The 18,723-nt window shown below is 51.5% G+C and carries 16 protein-coding genes and 1 other RNA gene; 11 read left to right on the top strand and 6 right to left on the bottom strand.

Going from position 1 to position 18,723, the window contains the following annotated elements; genetic code table 11:
- Nucleotides 1–46 precede the first annotated feature (46 nt).
- From rnpB to SD10_RS14335, 7 genes are all read left to right on the top strand, one after another.
- Nucleotides 47–457: RNase P RNA component class A (rnpB, locus tag SD10_RS28980), an RNA gene on the top strand.
- 184 nt (nt 458–641) lie between these two features.
- A complete protein-coding gene (locus SD10_RS14360; protein ID WP_046579541.1) occupies nt 642–1,220 on the top strand; it encodes a 30S ribosomal protein S16 in 579 nt (192 codons plus the stop codon).
- 181 nt (nt 1,221–1,401) lie between these two features.
- A complete protein-coding gene (rimM, locus tag SD10_RS14355; protein ID WP_046574530.1) occupies nt 1,402–1,995 on the top strand; it encodes a ribosome maturation factor RimM in 594 nt (197 codons plus the stop codon).
- Nucleotides 1,985–2,659: a tRNA (guanosine(37)-N1)-methyltransferase TrmD gene (gene trmD / locus SD10_RS14350; RefSeq protein ID WP_046574529.1), complete on the top strand. Its 675-nt coding sequence runs from the start codon at nt 1,985–1,987 to the stop codon at nt 2,657–2,659. Before rimM ends, trmD begins: the two co-directional genes overlap by 11 nt.
- A gap of 35 nt (nt 2,660–2,694) precedes the next feature.
- On the top strand, nt 2,695–4,758 hold the full coding sequence (ppk1, locus tag SD10_RS14345; protein WP_046574527.1) for a polyphosphate kinase 1: 2,064 nt from the start codon (nt 2,695–2,697) through the stop codon (nt 4,756–4,758).
- An 18-nt stretch (nt 4,759–4,776) separates the two neighbouring features.
- Nucleotides 4,777–5,607 carry a phosphatase PAP2 family protein gene (locus tag SD10_RS14340; RefSeq protein ID WP_046574525.1) on the top strand — a complete coding sequence of 277 codons (831 nt, stop codon included), beginning with the start codon at nt 4,777–4,779 and terminating at the stop codon, nt 5,605–5,607.
- Nucleotides 5,608–5,725: 118 nt separating this feature from the next.
- Nucleotides 5,726–6,358, top strand: a complete 633-nt coding sequence (locus SD10_RS14335; RefSeq protein ID WP_046574523.1) for an NAD(P)-dependent oxidoreductase — start codon at nt 5,726–5,728, stop codon at nt 6,356–6,358.
- A gap of 9 nt (nt 6,359–6,367) precedes the next feature.
- Here the strand turns inward: SD10_RS14335 and SD10_RS14330 are convergent, their stop codons facing one another.
- The 4 genes from SD10_RS14330 to SD10_RS14315 form a co-directional block, all read right to left on the bottom strand.
- The gene (locus SD10_RS14330; protein WP_046574522.1) at nt 6,368–6,739 is read right to left on the bottom strand and encodes a hypothetical protein; all 372 of its coding nucleotides are present in this window, start codon (nt 6,737–6,739) and stop codon (nt 6,368–6,370) included.
- Nucleotides 6,740–6,749: 10 nt separating this feature from the next.
- On the bottom strand, nt 6,750–9,023 hold the full coding sequence (locus tag SD10_RS14325) for a transglycosylase domain-containing protein (protein ID WP_046574520.1): 2,274 nt from the start codon (nt 9,021–9,023) through the stop codon (nt 6,750–6,752).
- 152 nt (nt 9,024–9,175) lie between these two features.
- Nucleotides 9,176–9,628: a GNAT family N-acetyltransferase gene (locus SD10_RS14320; RefSeq protein ID WP_046574513.1), complete on the bottom strand. Its 453-nt coding sequence runs from the start codon at nt 9,626–9,628 to the stop codon at nt 9,176–9,178.
- A 48-nt stretch (nt 9,629–9,676) separates the two neighbouring features.
- Nucleotides 9,677–10,729: an RluA family pseudouridine synthase gene (locus SD10_RS14315; RefSeq protein WP_046579539.1), complete on the bottom strand. Its 1,053-nt coding sequence runs from the start codon at nt 10,727–10,729 to the stop codon at nt 9,677–9,679.
- 71 nt (nt 10,730–10,800) lie between these two features.
- Here SD10_RS14315 and SD10_RS14310 point away from each other — a divergent pair, with 71 nt between their 5' ends.
- From SD10_RS14310 to SD10_RS14300, 3 genes are all read left to right on the top strand, one after another.
- Nucleotides 10,801–11,721, top strand: coding sequence for a 1-aminocyclopropane-1-carboxylate deaminase/D-cysteine desulfhydrase (locus SD10_RS14310; RefSeq protein WP_046574511.1), 921 nt, complete (start codon nt 10,801–10,803; stop codon nt 11,719–11,721).
- 99 nt (nt 11,722–11,820) lie between these two features.
- Nucleotides 11,821–13,095 (top strand): acyl-CoA dehydrogenase family protein, encoded by a 1,275-nt coding sequence (locus tag SD10_RS14305; protein ID WP_046574509.1) that lies wholly within the window; start codon nt 11,821–11,823, stop codon nt 13,093–13,095.
- Nucleotides 13,096–13,108: 13 nt separating this feature from the next.
- Nucleotides 13,109–14,182 carry a phosphotransferase family protein gene (locus SD10_RS14300; protein WP_046574507.1) on the top strand — a complete coding sequence of 358 codons (1,074 nt, stop codon included), beginning with the start codon at nt 13,109–13,111 and terminating at the stop codon, nt 14,180–14,182.
- 7 nt (nt 14,183–14,189) lie between these two features.
- On the opposite strand, the gene SD10_RS14295 is transcribed toward SD10_RS14300, so the two are convergent.
- The gene (locus tag SD10_RS14295; RefSeq protein WP_046574505.1) at nt 14,190–15,143 is read right to left on the bottom strand and encodes an L-threonylcarbamoyladenylate synthase; all 954 of its coding nucleotides are present in this window, start codon (nt 15,141–15,143) and stop codon (nt 14,190–14,192) included.
- Between the two features lie 77 nt (nt 15,144–15,220).
- Entirely contained in the window at nt 15,221–15,688 is a 468-nt protein-coding gene (locus SD10_RS14290; RefSeq protein WP_046574503.1) for an FKBP-type peptidyl-prolyl cis-trans isomerase, read from the bottom strand.
- 570 nt (nt 15,689–16,258) lie between these two features.
- Between SD10_RS14290 and SD10_RS14285 the strand changes: the two genes are divergently transcribed.
- Nucleotides 16,259–18,637, top strand: coding sequence for a T9SS type B sorting domain-containing protein (locus SD10_RS14285; RefSeq protein ID WP_227699219.1), 2,379 nt, complete (start codon nt 16,259–16,261; stop codon nt 18,635–18,637).
- Nucleotides 18,638–18,723: the final 86 nt, after the last annotated feature.

The raw sequence follows: 18,723 nt of genomic DNA, 5'->3' as shown, positions 1-18,723 counted from the left end.
GGTTTCTCAAAACCGCCACATATCTGTACCTTTGCGCTCCCCGAACGATACGAGTCGGCTTATCGCGTCTGAGCAATTAGGCGAGGAAAGTCCGGGCAGCATAGGGCACCCTACTTCCTAACGGGAAGGCGGGCGGTTGGGAACGACCGTTCGACAGCCAGTGTCACAGAGAATATACCGCCCCGCTTTGGTGGGGTAAGGGTGAAAAGGTGGAGTAAGAGCCCACCGCCCGCTGGGTGACCAGCGGGGCAGGATAAACCTTAGGGGCTGAAAGACCAAATAAGCGTCGGACGTGGGGCGGCCCGTTCCCGTTTCAGCGTAAGCCCAACCGGGCCTGCGTTTACTGCCGATGCGGGTAGGTCGAACGAGGTGGCCGGTGACGGCCATCCTAGATAAATGATAAGCCATTTCGCTTTTGGCGGGAAGACAGAACCCGGCTTATAGACTCGTGTTGTGAGGGATTTTTTGGTTTATGGTTTACAGTTTGTGGTTTACGGTTGGCTAACGCATCGAACGTGTATGCGCCAGCCAACCGTAAACCACAAACTGTAAACTTTTTTGGTCTACCCGAATTTTTTCTTACCTTTGCGGCCACGTTTTACAAGGGGGATGCGTCTCCCGTCAAAAACAAGCAAGCACAAATGGCTGTTAAAATTCGTTTAGCGCGTCGTGGACGCAAGAAAATGGCGATGTATGACATCGTGATCGCTGAGTCAACCTCTCCTCGCGATGGCCGGTTTATTGAAAAAATCGGTTCATACAACCCCAACACCGACCCTTCGACGGTCGTTTTGAAGTCGGAACGGGCCGTTTACTGGCTCATGGTAGGTGCTCAGCCGACGGATACCGCTCGTTCGGTATTGTCGCACGAAGGCATCATGTATCGCAAACACCTGCAGGTTGGCGTTAACAAAGGAGCCATCTCACAGGAGCAGGCCGATGAAAAGTACACGGCCTGGAAGAGCGAGAAAGAAAACCGCAAAGCCGGTGCTGCCGACACTAAATCGCAAACCAAAGAGCAGGATCGTGCTGCTCGTCTGGATGCTGAGAAAAAAGTGAACGAAGCGCGCGCTGAAGCTATCGCTAAGAAAAACAAGGTAGAAGAGCCTGTCGTTGAAGCCGCTCCAGAAGTGGAAGAAGCCCCAGCGGCTGACGCACCTGCTGCTGAAGCTGCCCCTGCAACGGAAGCCGCTGCACCGGACGCACCAGCTGCTGAATAATTTTCTACGGAGCCCCGCGCTTCTGTAAAAATGCTACTTAATAGCCTGTTCATCGTTGAACAGGCTATTTTTGTACAACATGCGGTCGGTCGGCGTGGTAACGGTCGTTGCTTTGCTGAATTGCCGCATCAATAATTAAAAAGAATAGGTTCTGATAAAGCGCCAGCGGGCCACTTTATATATGACAAAAGATGATTGTTACCAGCTAGGACACATCACCAAAACGCATGGCGTCAGTGGTGAGTTAGTCCTTTTTTTAGATGTAGACAACGCGGCCGAATACGCCGATCTGGAATCCGTTTTGCTGGAGGTGAAGGGTGACCTGATTCCGTACTTTATCGAATCCATCGCTATTGTTAAAGGGAGCCGGGCTATCGTTGCGTTCGAAGACGTAAACACCATTGAGCAAGCCGAGCGGCTCATTAATTGTGGCGCATTTTTACCACTGGATGAACTGGAGCCTATTACTGATGAAACGCGTTTCTACTTTCACGAAATCGTTGGTTACCAGGTTGTTGACGCCGAATCGGGTGAGCTAGGCACTGTCCGGGGGGTGTACGCCATGAATGCGCAGGACTTGATCGCGATGGATTACCTGGGCAAAGAAGTGCTGATTCCCATCAATAGCGACATCGTTCGGACGGTTGACCGGGCTAGTCAGAAACTCAATGTGGTGTTGCCCGATGGCTTACTTGAGATCTACATGGAAGACGATAGCAAGACTGATGAAAACGCAGAAGTGAACGGTGACGCTGACAATACCGATGAGGATTGATATTATAACCTGCCTGCCCCGGCTGTTGGATAGTTTCTTTGCCCATTCCATTCTGCAACGGGCACAGCAGGGTGGTTATGTCGAGGTTGTTGTTCACGACCTGCGCGATTACACGGCCGACAAACACCGGCGTGTAGACGATTATGCTTTCGGAGGTGGGGCCGGTATGGTCATGCAAATTGAGCCGATTGCGCGGTGCATCCGATCACTACAGGCCGAACGTACCTACGATGAGGTTATTTATATGACGCCGGATGGCGAACGACTGAACCAACAGACGGCTAATTCACTTTCCTTAAAACAGAACCTTATCATCCTGTGCGGCCATTACAAAGGCGTCGATGAGCGGGTGCGCGAGGTATTCATTACCAGGGAAATGAGTATTGGCGACTATGTACTGTCTGGGGGAGAACTGGCTGCCTGCGTGCTGTCTGACGCCATAATCCGGTTACTGCCGGGCGTTCTGAATGACGAAACATCCGCTTTGACCGACTCGTTTCAGGACAACCTGTTAGCGCCACCCGTCTATACGCGTCCCGCCGAATTTGAAGGTCATCGCGTTCCCGATATTTTACTCTCGGGCCATGAAGCTAAAATCGACGAATGGCGGCACGAACAGGCCCTCGAACGAACACGAATTCGGCGACCTGATCTGCTGGAGTAAAGGCCCACCGTTCTGCAACGACTAACCGAAACAAGATGTCCCCGCGTTCGTCCTACACGTATTTTAACCGGGATCTGAGCTGGCTCAGTTTCAATCGCCGGGTTCTTCAGGAAGCGGCTAATCCGGCAGTGCCGCTGTATGAACGCATTCGATTTCTGGCCATTTTCTCATCCAACCTGGAGGAGTTTTTTCGGGTCAGAATGTCGGCCCTGATGGCGCTGGGTGAACTCGGGTCTACCGATCATGAAGCTACCGATCCGCACTTGCTGCTTGAGGTACAGGCAACGGTGCTGCAATGTCAGGAAGAGTTTGGGCGATTGTTGACAAGTCAGCTTCTGCCGCAACTGGTGGAAAACGGCGTGCATCTGTATTATGGCGAACCGCTGATACCCACCCATGAACCAGCCGTAACCGATTACTTTTTTAGCCAGGTGCTGACCTTTATTCAGCCCATATGGCTTTCTGAGGCCAACCGGGAAGCAATTCAGTTGCCCGACAGTTCGCTTTATTTTGTCGTCGCCCTCAAAACGCCCGAAGCAACAGAACCCGTCCGATACGCCCTGTTACCTATCCCTCGCCAGCACCTGCCTCGCTTTTATGAACTGCCTGCCCTGGATAATTGCTGTCAGTTGGTGTTTCTCGACGATGTGATTCGGCAGCATCTGACCGCTGTTTTTCCGGACTTTACGATACAGGGATGTTATAGTATCAAAATCAACCGAAACGCCGATGTTAGTATCGTGGATGAGTTCTCGGGAGAAATGGACGAGAATGTAGCGCATATGCTCGACCAGCGCACCGCTGGTCGTCCGACCCGGTTTCTGTACGATGCAGCCCTGCCTACCGACCTGCTCGATTTTCTCTGCGGTTATTTTGACCTGACCCGACAGGAACTGACCAGGGGCGGGCGTTATCATACGTTGAGCGATCTGGCTGATCTGCCCAATCCGGTGGGTAATCGGCTAAGGTACCCATCACGGCCTCCGCTTGCTTATCCGGTTCTACAGGGCGACACCTCTATTTTTGCCCAGCTCGATCAGCAGGACCATTTGCTGCATTTGCCCTACCAGTCCTATAATTCGATACTGCGTTTTTTTAACGAAGCCGCCATCGACCCGCACGTGCGCGAAATATACGTAACCCTGTACCGGGTAGCGGCCAATTCAGCGATTGTGAATGCCCTGATCAGCGCGGCAAAGAATGGCAAGGAGGTTACGGTTTTCGTTGAACTGAAAGCTCGTTTTGACGAGGCCAACAACCTAAAATGGGGAAAGCAACTGAAAGCGGCTGGTGTTCGGCTCGTATACAGTATTCCGTCATTAAAAGTACATGCTAAAACGGCGCTGGTAAAACGGCAGCAGGGTTTACGCAGCCAGCAGTATGGCCTGTTGGCAACGGGTAATTTTAATGAAGGGACGGCTCGGTTTTATACCGATCATGTATTGTTGACGAGCCATCCGGGCTTGACGCAGGAACTGGATTTGCTCTTTACTTACCTGCAAACCCGTGAGCAGCCCGACAAATACCCGTCTCTTTCTTTCCGACACTTGCTCGTGGCCCCGTTCAACTTGATGGATCATTTTTTTGCCCTGATTGATCGGGAAATTGCGCACCAACGGGCTGGCCGGGAAGCCCATATCACGATTAAACTCAATAATTTACAGGAAAAAACGATGGTCGACAAACTCTACGAAGCCAGCCAGGCCGGGGTGCGGGTAGAGTTGATCGTTCGGGCCATCTGTACGTTAGTGCCGGGTGTGCCTGGTCAGAGTGAGCACATTACCGTTCGGCGGATCGTTGATCGCTACCTCGAACATGGGCGAGTCTACATCTTCAACAATAATAATCAGCCCGAAACATACCTTGGCTCGGCGGATTGGATGAACCGGAATCTCTATCGGCGCATTGAAGTTTGTTTCCCCGTTTATGAGGCTCGTTTGCAGGCCCAGATCCGGCAATTGATCGACTTCCAACTGGCCGACAACACACAGGCGTATTTTATCGATGACCAGTTAAGGATGGTTCCCGTCTTAACAGAGGGTGCGCCGATACGGTCGCAGGAAGCCATCTATACGCACCTGTTGAGAATTAATGAATAATCAATTTTTAGTTTAACTATGACTATTCGTACCGCCCTCTGCCTCTGGCTGGTTGTTATCCATAGTGTGTATGGTCAATCGGATTCTACGAACCAGAAGATTTACCAGGTAACCAAAAAATATGAACTAACCGGTTCAATACTCTTCATCGGCGTATCCTCGGTTGGGTTTAAGAAACTGGACCATCTGGCCTCGTTTACGGCAGAAGACGTCAAGGCACTCGACATTAACAAAATCAACGCCTTCGACAGGCCAGTCGCACTCTACAATCCAGCCGGATTTGAGCGAGCACAGGCCCGGTCGGACCTCTTTCTGAATGTCGCTATTTTAAGCCCGGTATTGCTGATGGCCGACAAACGCATACGAAAAGACTGGCTCGACCTGCTGACTTTATACGCAGTAACGCACGCCGTCGATAACATTATTTACTTCGCATCGGCTTACTCAATCCGGCGGGCAAGGCCATTGACCTACAATCCGGGACTTCCGCTGGAATCGAAAATTGGCGAGGCAAAAACCAACTCATTTTATAGCGGTCACGTTTCGTTTAGCTCCACGTCTACCTACTTTCTGGCAAAGGTATTTACTGATTATCATGGTATTAAAGGCTGGAAACGTATCCTGACCTACTCCGTTGCCAGTGTGCCACCGGCTCTGGTTGCCTGGAATCGAATGGAGGCTGGCAAGCATTTCAGGACAGATGTCATGACGGGCTTTGCGGTAGGAGCGGCCTGTGGCATACTCATTCCAGAGTGGCATAAACGAAGAAAGAACATGGAGAAGGTAACCCTCGATCCTTACTTCACGCCAACCGGACAAAGCGGACTTACGCTTGGTGTTAAACTTTAAAAAGTTCTTCTACAAACATCCAATCGCGTAGCGATTGAATAAAACGATTACTCACGTTAAAACAGTAAAAACTGAAAAGCTGATTTTGGGTTATGTCTGTAGCTAAAATCAGCTTTTTATGCAAGTACTCGTAGTAGGTGCCACCGGAGGTACAGGGCGGCAAGCGGTAGAACAGGCACTTCAGGCGGGCCATTTCGTGACGGCTTTCGTTCGTGATCCGGCCCGGCTTTCCATTCAACACCCCCATTTGACCGTCATAACCGGCGATGTTCTAAAGCCCGAAACCTTATTGCCAGCCGTTCGGCGTCAGGACGCAGTTATTTGTTCGTTGGGTAGCCGTCCAGGCCAACAGGATCAGGCCGTAGCTGATGGCACCAGTAATTTGATAACGGCAATGTACCAGGCAGGCGTTAAAACGCTGTTCGTCGTGTCTTCATTGGGCGTTGGTACGAGCTACGAGGAGGCTTCCTTACCCAGTAAGCTGATCATTAAAACGCTACTAAGTGGTGTGATTGCCGAAAAAGAAAAACAGGAGCAGGCTGTTCGGGAAAGTGCGCTTGACTGGACAATCGTACGACCTACCAGCCTGACAAACGGCCCCATAACCGGACATTACCGGGTTGGTGAGCATCTGCCATTCAGCCGATTTGACTTTCCCCGCATCAGCCGCGCCGATGTAGCCGCTTTCCTGCTGAATCAGCTTGATAAAAATACCTATCGACGAAAAGCCATTACCCTTACTGGAGCCTAGTGTAGCTCGTTAACGAACGGGATGCGAACTCACTATTTTGCAGTCACAACGCTTGGTTCCGGCGGGCAGCGTAACGGGTTTGTCGAAGTTGCTGTTTGGTAAAAGCGTTCGGGAAAACGTTGTATATTTCTCCTTGAGCACCTTCCCTTCGTCGTCGTAGGCTACCAGTTGTACAGATATATCGTTGTGCGAGCGGGATGATAAATTCTTGACAGCCACATTGACCGTTGAAGTAACCAGAACATTTTCCAGATCAGAACAGTCGACCTGCAGGTCGATGGTTTGTGGGGTAAGTGATGTATTATTTTGCCGGGAAACGACATACAGGACAAGGCCACCCAGCACGACCACGATCAGCAAAAGTCTAAAAAACGCTTTCATCCGTTCCGATTTATTGATTACTATTTTCCAACGCCTGCCGCGCTTCTTTCTCCCGTCGTTTTCGTTCCCGTTTTTCCTGCCGAAGCTGCTTGCGGGTTTTAACGGTGTCCGCAGGTGCCGGTATGCCGGGGAGCGCTTCCTGGCGATCTGGCTGAACCGTTGGCTGCTCATCTGTATTGCGGTTGTCGTCCGTTTTCTTGCCTTTAAACAACCGGCGGAAGAAATTGCCGATACCATTGCCGCCTTCTTCATCGGCATCAATCTCTGTATCGACCGGGTCAGTCATTAGGCTATCGCCCTGAAACAGAGAATCGACTGGGGCCACTTCTTTCCGTAATCCCGGACGTAATCGGACGTCATAAAAGCCATAAGCGCCTGAATCTGGCGCCGTAAGGCCACGACGGGCCATGATCCGGCCAATCAGCTTGAAATAGCCCCGCACATTACGGGTTTGCAGAGTGCCGTCGGGAATAAACCAATTCAGCGCTGCTTTCGGGCGCGGAACAACGAAGGCCAGAAAAATACTTTCCCCCAGATTCAGATCGGCCGGACTTTTGGCAAAATAATAGCGGGCCGCTTCACCAATACCATAAATATTGCGGCCCCACTCGATGATGTTGAGATACACCTCATACATCCGTTCTTTCGAAACGATGTGTTCGTTTTCGATGAGCCACACGATCAGGATTTCCTCGATCTTGCGCGAAAGCGTTTTATTTCGGCTCAGAAACGCATTCTTTACCAATTGCATGGAAATGGTACTGGCTCCCCGCTTGAATGATTTCTCTTTGAAATTGGTCGCAATGGACACCCGGAATGCCTTTTCATTAAAACCATTGTGGGTGAAAAAGTTATAATCTTCCGACGTCAGGAGGGCATTTCGCAGATCGGGCGAAATCTGGTCGATCGGGGTATAGTCCGGATTTTCAGGGCCAACGATAATGTCACGAACGGGCTTGCCTTTTTCGTAAGGCGTGTAAACGAAGGGTTTATTGATGGCGGCAAAATCCGTTCGGCCCATTTTGATCACCCGAAAGTTGTCCTGTGTCAGACCGGAATTGAATTTTACCGAGTCGGGAAGGGCCGTATCGAACTGAAAGGATAGGTCATATTTGAGCTTTCCGGAAACCTGCATGCCTTCCAGCGACTCAAAAAGCCCCTGCGGGAACGAATTAAATAGAGCCTGCGCATCCATCGGATCCGTATGTAATTGCACGTCATACAGTTTCCCCTGCCCGGTAGAGGAGCCTGCATCGGGGAGCGTGTATTTTATGAAGGGCCGCGCACTAACTTCGCCCAGGTGGAGCGTCGATGAACTATCGATACCGACATAATTTTCGCCAACAAACAGATTCGCATCGACGGCGGCACTGCTAACCAACACGTCGGTGCGGGCGATAGCCGGGTGGTTGATCCGAAGATTTCGTACGGAGCCTGCCCCTTCGAGCCGGAACTGCCCACCTGACCGGTCTACATCCCGCAGCTCAGCGCGGAGCGTATCTGCCTGAACTTTAAGGTTATACTTCTTTTGAACGTAAGGAATATCAATAGGTTGCGGGCGCCCGTTCTTCCCTTCGGCATAGAGGGCCAGGTTGTATTCGCGGTCGCCGGGATCTGCTGTGCCGGCCAGATGCCAGATTGCCTGATTACCGTTCAACTTAATGGTTGAGGTAACGTTTTCGTTCTTGATAACGGCGGTTTGCGTGAGCAGGTTAATGGTATCATTGCCGATATCAATCCCTCTGAACTCCAGATTGTTAACGTTGAGGTCGTCCGGAATTTTGGATAAAATATTGTCGATCAGGTTTTCCGTCACATCGGCCAGATTCGTCCGGCGAGTTGGTTCAACGGGGGCGCTGTCGGTTGCGGTTGAATCGCGTTTGCGGTGAAGCAGGAAGTCTATGTTGGATAGAGAGTCGCGTTTGATCACCTGAATCAGGCCATTTTCGAGCGTCATCCCCGATAGGCCGATTTTACCAGCCAGCAATGGCCAGAACCGGACTTCCAGCTCTACCCGCTGAATCCGCGCCAGACTGTCGCGCTTGTTAGGTACGACTGAAATGTCGGTAAAAGCTAACGAACTTAATCCGGTGAATTTGGCGGACCCGATCCTGACATCGAGGTTATAGTCTCGCTTAGCCTTGCGAATACCTCGTTCGAGAGCGGTTTTTAACAGACTTTCCCGTTTGGAATAGGCCACGCCAGCGCCTACGAGAGCCAGCAAAAAAATACTTAAAAACACCCATCCTGCTATACGGATGGCTTTCCGTTGACGATACGTCATGCTTAATGTCTATGCTCGAAAGGCAAAGGTAAGGTATTCGTGGCAGTATTAGGAGCGAGGAGTTAGGAGGGCTAACCGCACCGGCAGACCGGCGTCAGCAAAAAGTAGGCGTCAGCCCGCTTAACTCCTCACTCTCCGCTCCTAATCCTACTTTAAAAGTCCAAATGGCAGTTCGTCCAGCCGTCGTCGAAACGGGTGCCAAATTGTTTATAAAACCCAATGGCAGGCTCATTCCAGTCGAGTACCTGCCACATCATACCTGTACAGTGGGTTTCGCGGGCCATTTCGATGGTGGCGTCCAAGAGTAGTTTTCCAACGCCATAGCCCCGAAAGCTCTCCGTAACGATGATGTCTTCGAGGTACAACCGTTTGCCTTTCCAGGTCGAGTACCGATAGAAATACAGGGCCATACCAACAATTTTTTTACGATCGGAGTCTTCGGCCATAATCATTCCAAAAAGTGGATTTGGGCCAAAACCATCGATTGCCATTTGCTCGATGGTATTGGTAACCTGATCGGCTGCCCGTTCATAAATGGCGAGTTCAGTTACCAGGGCGAAAGCTTCGGGTACGTCTTCAAGGGTACCGGGACGAATAGAAATCATGAATGATAAATAGGGAGTAAATGGCTGTGACTGGTCGAATATACAACTTTATTGATCATCCACCCCGGCTGAACGATTTGTCATTTTGCTTCGCCATTTTGCAAGGGCTGCCTGGAAATCGTCTGGTAAATCAGAATCAAACTGGAGCCACTCGCGCGTTCGGGGATGCGTGAAGCCTAACGACTTTGCATGCAGTGCCTGGCGAGGTAACAGTTTGAAGGCATTCTCGACAAAAGCTTTGTAGCTACCAACGGGTGTACCGCGCAAAATCCGGTCGCCCCCGTACATAGCATCGTTGAACAACGGATTGCCAATGTGCTTGAAGTGCGCTCGAATCTGGTGGGTCCGGCCCGTTTCCAGCTTACACTGTACCAGAGCAACATACCCCAACTCTTCGAGCGTTGTGTAATGCGTAATGGCCCACTTTCCCTTTGACTCATCATCGTAAATGGCTTGCACTTTACGGTCTTTGATCGACCGCCCAATGAAGCCCGTAATGGTACCAATTAGTGGATTGGGTACGCCCCAGGTCAGCGCGTTGTACGTTCGCTCGATGCTGTGCTCGAAGAACTGCCGGGCCAGGTGCGTCATCGCATATTCCGTTTTCGCGATCACCATCAGACCCGATGTATCTTTATCGATGCGGTGGACCAGGCCCGGCCTGATTTCACCGTTCCGGGAGGTGGGCAGGTTCTGAAAGTGATAGACGAGGGCATTGACCAGCGTGCCGTCCCAGTTGCCGTGGGCCGGGTGAACAACCATACCCGCTACCTTATTGATAACCAGTAAGTCATCGTCCTCAAAGACAATGTCGATGGGTATATTCTCTGGTTTGACATCCGTTTCGCGGGGTGGATGGGCAAGCGAAATCGTGATGACATCCAGCGGTTTTATTTTGTAACTGGCTTTGGTTGGCTTATCGTTTACCCGCACCGATTCGGCATCGATAGCGGCCTGAATTTTGGTGCGCGTTGCATTCTGCAGCCGGTCCATCAGGAAGCGATCAATCCGTAGAAGGCTCTGGCCTTTATCTACCACGATTCGGTGATGCTCGTATAATTCGTCGTCTTCGGGTAATTCGTCTTCCGTTTCCGCTACCATTTCTATGCCTAATAGACCCATCCGGTTCAAAAACCGCCTAGGTTTGTAATGAATCAGCAAAAATACGGATTATGGACGAACTTGCCCGGCAACTCGCCAATTTGGCAGGTAACTCGCCACTGCAACTACTTGACGACCCTTTTTCGGAACCGCTTGCCATCGACCTATTCTTAAAACGGGACGATCTGCTGCATCCGTTGGTGTCGGGTAATAAATGGCGTAAACTTAAGTATAATATACTGGCCGCTCGCGAACAGGGACATACCACATTGCTGACGTTTGGCGGAGCCTATTCCAATCATCTGTATGCCACCGCGGCAGCTGGTCAGGCAGTTGGATTTCGGACAATTGGAATTGTCCGGGGCGACGAACTTGCCGGGAAGCCATTAAATGACACGTTGCGGTTTTGCCAGGGGGTGGGGATGGATCTTCATTTCGTCAGCCGGGACGCGTATCGGCGAAAAGATACGCCTGAGTTTCTGGCTGACTTAACCGATCAATTTGGGCCTTGTTATGTGCTGCCCGAAGGGGGAACGAATGAACTGGCTATCCAGGGAACTGCCGAAATTATGCCGGAAATTGTGGCTCAACTTGGTCACACACCCGATTATGTGTGTTGCCCGGTTGGGACGGGTGGCACCGTGGCCGGACTAGCGCAGTCAGCCCCGGAAGCGACCCAGGTGATGGGATTTGTGGTGTTGAAAGTGCCCGATAGCCTCTGGCTGTCGGCAATGCCGGCCTCAGTAGCCACAGGCTGGCGAGTACAGAATTACCATTTTGGCGGATACGCCAGAACCACCCCCGAACTGTTGACGTTCATCAGGGATTTTGAACAGAAAAATGGCATACTTCTGGAGCAGGTTTACACCGGTAAGATGCTCTACGGCATCTACGATCTGGCCCAACAAGGGTATTTTCCCAATGGAGCGACCGTCGTGGCCGTGCATACGGGCGGCTTGCAGGGGCGGAGTGATGAGCTCGATCGGTCGTAATAGAAGAATTATGAGTGATGGGTGGCCAGCAACATTTCAGAACGGGCTATTTTACTGTGAAAAAATGCCATAATTTGCCTGTCTTTACGTTAACAAACGATGGACACGATTTTCACTACGGAACGCGTAAAGCCCTTGCTGGCAAGGGTTCGCGAATTCGTCGAGACACAGCTGATTCCGCTGGAAGACGGCTTTTCACATAATAAACTTGGTGATCTAATTCCTATCCTCGATCAGAAACGCCAGCAGGTGAAAGCGGCTGGTTTATGGGGATTGCATCTCTCCGCAGAAGAGCAAGGTCATGGCCTGACACTTTGCGAGTTTGGTCAAATTAGTGAAGTATTAGCATACGCGCCGTTTTTTGGGCATTATGTATTTGGCTGCCAGGCACCCGATATTGGCAACACCGAACTGCTCAACAAATTCGCATCCGATGAACTGAAGGAGTGCTATTTAAAACCCTTGATGGCAGGTGATATCCGTTCCTGCTTTTCCATGACGGAACCCGAATTTGCAGGTTCAAATCCAACTCGGATGGCTACCCTGGCCGTAAGAGAGGGGGATGAATACGTTATCAATGGTCGTAAATGGTTTACGTCGTCGGCCGACGGCGCTGCGTTTGCCGTCGTCATGGCCGTGACCAATCCAGACGCGGCTCCTCACCAGCGGGCCAGCATGATTATTGTCCCGACCGATACGCCGGGCTTTACTATCGAGCGAAACATACCCGTGTTTGGCGAAGCGGGAGAGGGATGGTTCAGTCATTCTGAAGTTACTTACACAAACTGCCGCGTGCCCATTTCGAACGTAATTGCCGGGGAAGGTATGGGCTTTCGGCTGGCGCAGGAACGGCTGGGCCCGGGCCGGGTACACCATTGCATGCGGTGGATAGGAAATGCCGAAAAAGCGCTGGACCTGCTGTGTAAACGGGCCGCGACGCGGGAGATTGAAGACGGTGTGATGTTGGGTGAAAAGCAATTTATCCAGGATTTTATCTCCGAAAGCCGGGCCGAGATTGACGCCTGTCGGTTGTATGTGCTCAACACGGCGTATATGATCGACACGGTTGGCGTAAGCAATGTGCGGGAAGCCGTTTCGGGGATAAAGTTTTACGTGGCCAATGCGTTTCTGCGCGTACTCGACCGGGCCATTCAGGTGCATGGTGCGTTGGGCGTTACGGACGATACTGTTTTGTCGGCGATGTACCGACACGAGCGTGGCGCCCGCATTTGGGACGGGGCCGATGAGGTGCACAAACAGAATCTGGCGATCAGCATTCTGAAAAAATATGGCCTCGATATTAAACAGAAAGCCAAAGAGTTGCGGCAGTTTCGCCAGATGATGGCGGCTGAAAAAACGATCGGTGCCGAGTGATACAAATTTTTCTATGATACCTTCTGATTTGCCGCGTTCGGTCCGTTCGGGTGAAGAACTCGATTTAATAAAACTCAATGCGTTCCTCCTGGCAAATGTGCCGGATGTAGGCACCGTGCAGGAGGTTCGACAGTTTGCGGGTGGGTTCTCGAATCTGACGTATCTACTCAAAACTGCCAATCAGGAATACGTCCTGCGCCGACCGCCGTTTGGTGCCAACATCAAAGGAGGCCACGACATGGGCCGCGAGTTCAGGGTCTTATCGCTCCTGACGGGTCATTACGACAAAATTCCAAAACCGGTCGTATACGACGAAACACCCGATGTGCTGGGTGCTCCGTTTTACATCATGACACGGGTGCAAGGGGTTATTTTACGGGCGTCGATGGCTCCAACACTGAGTCTTGCTCCCGAACGGATGCGTCAGCTATCGGAAGTACTCGTCGACAATCTGGTGGCTATCCACACATTGGATATCGACGCCACCGGGCTCAGGCAGTTGGGGAAACCGGATGGGTACGTACAGCGGCAGGTCGAGGGGTGGATAAAGCGCTATCGTGCTGCCGAAACGGATAAGATACCCGCTATGGACCGTACCGGAACGTGGCTTCAGGAAAATTACCCGCCCGAACAGGCGGCCGCTTTTCTGCACAACGACTATAAATTCGACAATGTGCTGCTGGAATTGGATAAGACCACGGGCGAGCCAATTCCCCTAATCAAAGGCGTACTCGACTGGGAAATGGCAACAGTAGGCGATCCGCTCATGGATGTAGGTGCCACGCTGGCCTATTGGTCGGAAGCTGGCGATAGCCCGGCCTATCGAAACTTCAACCTGACATGGCTTCCCGGTAACCTCACCCGGCAGGAAGTGATCGCTCGTTATGCCGAAAAAAGCGGCCGGGACGTCAGCTATATCCTGTTCTATTATGTATTTGGGCTTTACAAAAATGCGGTGATTGCTCAGCAGATTTACGCCCGCTGGAAACAGGGACACAGCCAGGACGCTCGGTTTGGCCACCTCTTGCCAATGATTATAGAACTGGCAGACAAAGCAGCCGATTCAATTGAGCGGGAAAAGGTCTAGCCATCACTTACTCCTGCACGCTGGCCCGTCGGAGCCGGTCGTTCATGGCCCAGCCAAGTCCCTCATTGGGTAAGGGTTCGGCATAAATAACATCGACGGGAAGATTGTCCAGAGCCCGCAGGTGGGCGAAAAGGTTTTTTGCCGCTTCGGTTAAGTCGCCGGTGGGCGAGAGGATGCGTTGCTGCTCCGCGCGAATGCCGCCAAAGGGTTCCCGGAAAGCTAATGCGCCGACTCGTGGTCCCGGCTCAGGACTTGCGCCCGAGGGTAAGAGAATCAGTGGCTTGCGAGGGGCATAATGGCTGCTCAGCATGCCTGGTGCTTTGGGATTTGAGGTCGAATGGGTTCTCACCGAAACAGGGCCGATGATGGCCTCGATCTGCTCGAGAGCCATGCCTCCCAGTCGGAATACCGTGGCTTCCTGGTTGTCAAACCCAATGATTGTGGACTCAATGCCGACTTTGGCGGGACCACCATCCAGAATGTACGGTACCTGATCGCCCAGTTGGTCGGCTACGTGTTGCGCCGTGGTTGGGCTGATATAGCCAAACGGGTTCGCACTGGGCGCTGCCAGCGGAAAGTCGAGCGAACGAAGCAGGTCGAGGGTTAGAGGATGGTTGGGAATACGAACCGCAACGCTGGGCAAACCCGCCGTAACGAGGTCTGGAATTAAATCGCGCCTAGGCAATAGGAGGGTAAGCGGACCAGGCCAGAAGGCTTTTGCCAGTTGATAGGCACGGTCGGGAATGTCCGTAACAAACTGATCGAGTTTGTCAAACGAATCCGTATGAACGATGAGCGGATCGAAGGCGGGGCGATTTTTTACCCGAAAAATGGTTAGAACTGCATCGGGGTTGAGCGCATTACCGGCCAGGCCGTATACTGTTTCTGTTGGAATACCGACTACGTTTCCCGCTTCCAGAAATGCCTTGGCAATCGCCTTATCTGTACCTAGTTGTGCCATGAGTTTGTGGCACAAAGATAAGAATGGTTAGTCGTTTGTGGTTCGTTCGTTTCGACAAACCACAAACGACTAACGGGTTAATGATGCCCGCCGGGGCCGTGAACGTGGCCGTGCGAGAGTTCATCGGAGGTTGCGTCCCGAACGTCAATCACTTCAACATCGAAATGTAAGCTCTGATCGGCTAAAGGATGGTTCGCATCGACGGTTACGGTTTCCGGGCCAACATTGGTTACCGTAATTACCTGGCCATCGTTAGCTTCAAACTGCATGCCTACTTCAACCTTCTGCCCACCAAACGCCTTGATTGGTACCTCTTCTACCAGTTGAGGATCACGTTTGCCGTATCCTTTCTCCGGATCGACGTCTAATTTCAGTACGTCGCCTTTTGTGCGGCCTTCCAGCCCTTCTTCCATACCCGGAATCAGGTTGTTTGCGCCATGCAGGTAATACAAGGGATCTCGCCCCTGGCTGGAATCCAGTATGTTACCGTTACTATCACGCAAGGTATAGTGGATGGCGGCAACTTTGTCTTTTGTAATATTCATGATTGGTTCTGCCCTAAAATGATTCTTTATGACTAACAAACGAGCGGGCAAAGTTGCTTTTATTTTTGGGATAATTTATCGGAACCGCGTTTTAAGGCTATCCAAAGGTATTTTGTTGGTTCCTAAACGACCCTGACTTAAGTTTACATTATCCGTCCGCTGTTCCCGTCAGATCATCCGTTTTGGCTGGAGTTGGTCAGACTGTGGCAAGGCGAGCGCCGTTGCGAAATAAACCAGGCAATTGGAAATTACTATCTTTAGGCTATGAATGAGCGGTTCAAATTTTGGCTCAGACGCGTCGGCTGGGGCGGCTTTCTTTTCTTTCTGATCAAAGGACTGCTCTGGCTTTTGATTCCATACCTTATTGCCAAAGGTATCCTCTCCAAATAAGTTTTTTTGTACATACTTGTCTTACTAATATTACTCTAAAGTACCATAGGATAAATAGGCTTTAGCCGAATGACGCATTAGTGCTATCACTGTTTGTATATTCAGTATTGTTTTTTTGTGAAGCTGACTGTACAACATTAATTAATCGGCACTGGCGTTATGCAACGGGTGAAGAGCGGAATGTCCCCCGAATTAAAGAGGGTATTGATGTTGGTTGTCGGTACGCTCTTGTCGTTCAGCGTTCGGGCAACGCACATCATTGGGGGAGATGTAAGCATGCATGCGGTTGGCACAACGCCCGGCCTTTTTCTGTTGCAGTTAAATCAATATTGGGACCAAACCAAAACGAGTGCCGGTAATCGGGATGCCTCCGTTACCTTGCTCATTTACCGGAAGCAGAACCCAGTTCTAATTGAACGAATTGAACTCGATCTTCAGGAAACACTTCCGCTCACCTTCGATAACGCTGCCTGCGCAACCCTTCGTAAGTTAGAATTTACACAGGCAAAATATTATACAACCTATCAGTTCGATACCCAGAAATACACGGACCCCGGCGGCTACTACATGGTTTGGGAACGCTGCTGCCGAACGGATAATCTGACGAACGTGAACAGCAGTATCGCTGCCGGTGTTGGTATGGTCTTTTACCTGGAATTTCCGGCAATGATGAAAAATGGAGTGAGTTTTAAAAACTCGGCTCCTGATTTTCGGTTGCCGAATGGAAGCTACATCTGCATAAATAAGTCGTTTACATTCAACGCCGGGGCCACAGATGTGGATGGGGATCAACTCAAGTACTCGCTGGTGACACCCCTGAACGGCTACACAAACCGGGGTGTCCCCAACAGCATAGACCAGTCGCCACGAGCCACCTATCCCCTTATATCGTGGGCACCGGGATACAGTCTGTCGAACATAATTCCGGGTAATCCAGCGTTGCGTATTGACCCGGCAACAGGTCAGCTGTCGGTACGGGCTAGTCAGGAAGGGCTTTATTTGTTCACTGTTCAGTGTGAAGAATACCGGAATGGGGTGTTGATCGGGGTTGTGCGTCGGGATTTCCAACTCCCCGTTGTCGATTGTTCTAAGAATACACCGCCCCCGGCCGTTGTGCTGGCCGATGGAAAGTCAACGGCTGAAATTAACTGGTGCAGTACGAAACCACTGGTGCTCAGCGTCGAGAAAAATTCGGTTTGGGCCTACCAGTGGCAGAAAGATGGCATTAACATCAGGGGGTCAGTAACCGACACGCTTCAGGTTGCGGAGTCGGGTGTGTATACCGTCGTCAAGAGTCAGGCCAAAGTTTGTGCCAACGATACGGTGTCGCAGGCGGTGAAAGTGGCGGTGTCGAAAACAGCCGCCGTTAAACTTTCGGTAGGAACGCCAGCCCCTTACTGTGCCGGTGACACGGTTACGATACAGGCCGACGGACAGCCCGGTACGCAATACCAATGGCGTCGGGATGGGCAGGCGATTGCCGGAGAGCAGGCTACACTACGGGTCTATCAGTCCGGAACCTATCGGGTGCTGACAAAATCATCTGTAGCCGAATGCGATGGGCTTGATAGCCTTCAAGTAACGATAAATAATCGACCTGTAGCGCAGCTTAATGCCTCGGCGGCCAAAATTTGCCCCGATTCATCCGTCCAGCTAACGGTCGTATCGGCGAGTGGCAACAGCTATACCTGGCAGCGTGACGGCGCCAAATTAGCAGATACCCAAAGCCAGGTCACGGCAAGTCAGGCAGGAACGTATCAGGTTACGGTCACGGCGCCAACGGGTTGCACCGCCGTTTCCAATCCCTATGTGCTGGGCCAGTTTGACCGCCCGGCGGTGCAGTTCGATTCTATTGCGCCCGTTTGCATTACGTATCCTGCGCCAATTTCCTTACAGGGGCAACCGGCGGGGGGGATTTATGCGGGCGCTGGGGTGAAAGCTAACACGTTCGAGCCCGCATTGGCTGGAGTGGGTCGGCATGAACTGACGTACACGATTACATCGTCCGAGGGTTGTCGGGTGTCGGCGGATCGTTGGGCCGTTGTATCGGGAGGGCCTGTGCTAAGTGGCCAGACTACGTATGGTATCGTAAAAGGGGCCACGGTTCAACTTGTAACCCAGAGTGATGAGCCGATTAGTCGATACGAATGGAGTCCGCCAGCGGCTCTTAGTCAGGCAGATGTCGCCAGCCCTGAGGCCAGCCCGGTTGAAACGACGCCCTATCAGTTAACGGCCGTCGGTGTAAGTGGCTGCGTCGCTACCTTTAGTGTGCTGGTTGAGGTAAGCGAGCCTCTATACATTCCGTCGGCGTTCTCGCCCAATGCCGATGGCATGAACGATTCATGGGTAATTCCTAACATTGGTTCTTTCCCGCAAGCCGAAGTGTCGATTTATAGTCGTTGGGGCGAACTTATCTTTTATTCCAGGGGATATGAACGCCCCTGGGACGGGACCTACAAGCAGGCAACTGTGCAAACCGGGGTCTATACTTATCAGATTAAGACTGGTAACAAACCGTTGAACACGACTTACCGAGGCCAATTGTCAGTTATTCATTAACCTATTGTGTCCCTTTCACTCAGTTTCTTCCCTTCCTGAACAATTTTCTGGGGTGATCTGACCGTTTAATCAACAAATCGGAGCGG

This window comes from Spirosoma radiotolerans (genome assembly GCF_000974425.1).
Classification (GTDB): Bacteria; Bacteroidota; Bacteroidia; order Cytophagales; family Spirosomataceae; genus Spirosoma; species Spirosoma radiotolerans.
This window is presented reverse-complemented; position numbering and strand designations above follow the sequence as displayed.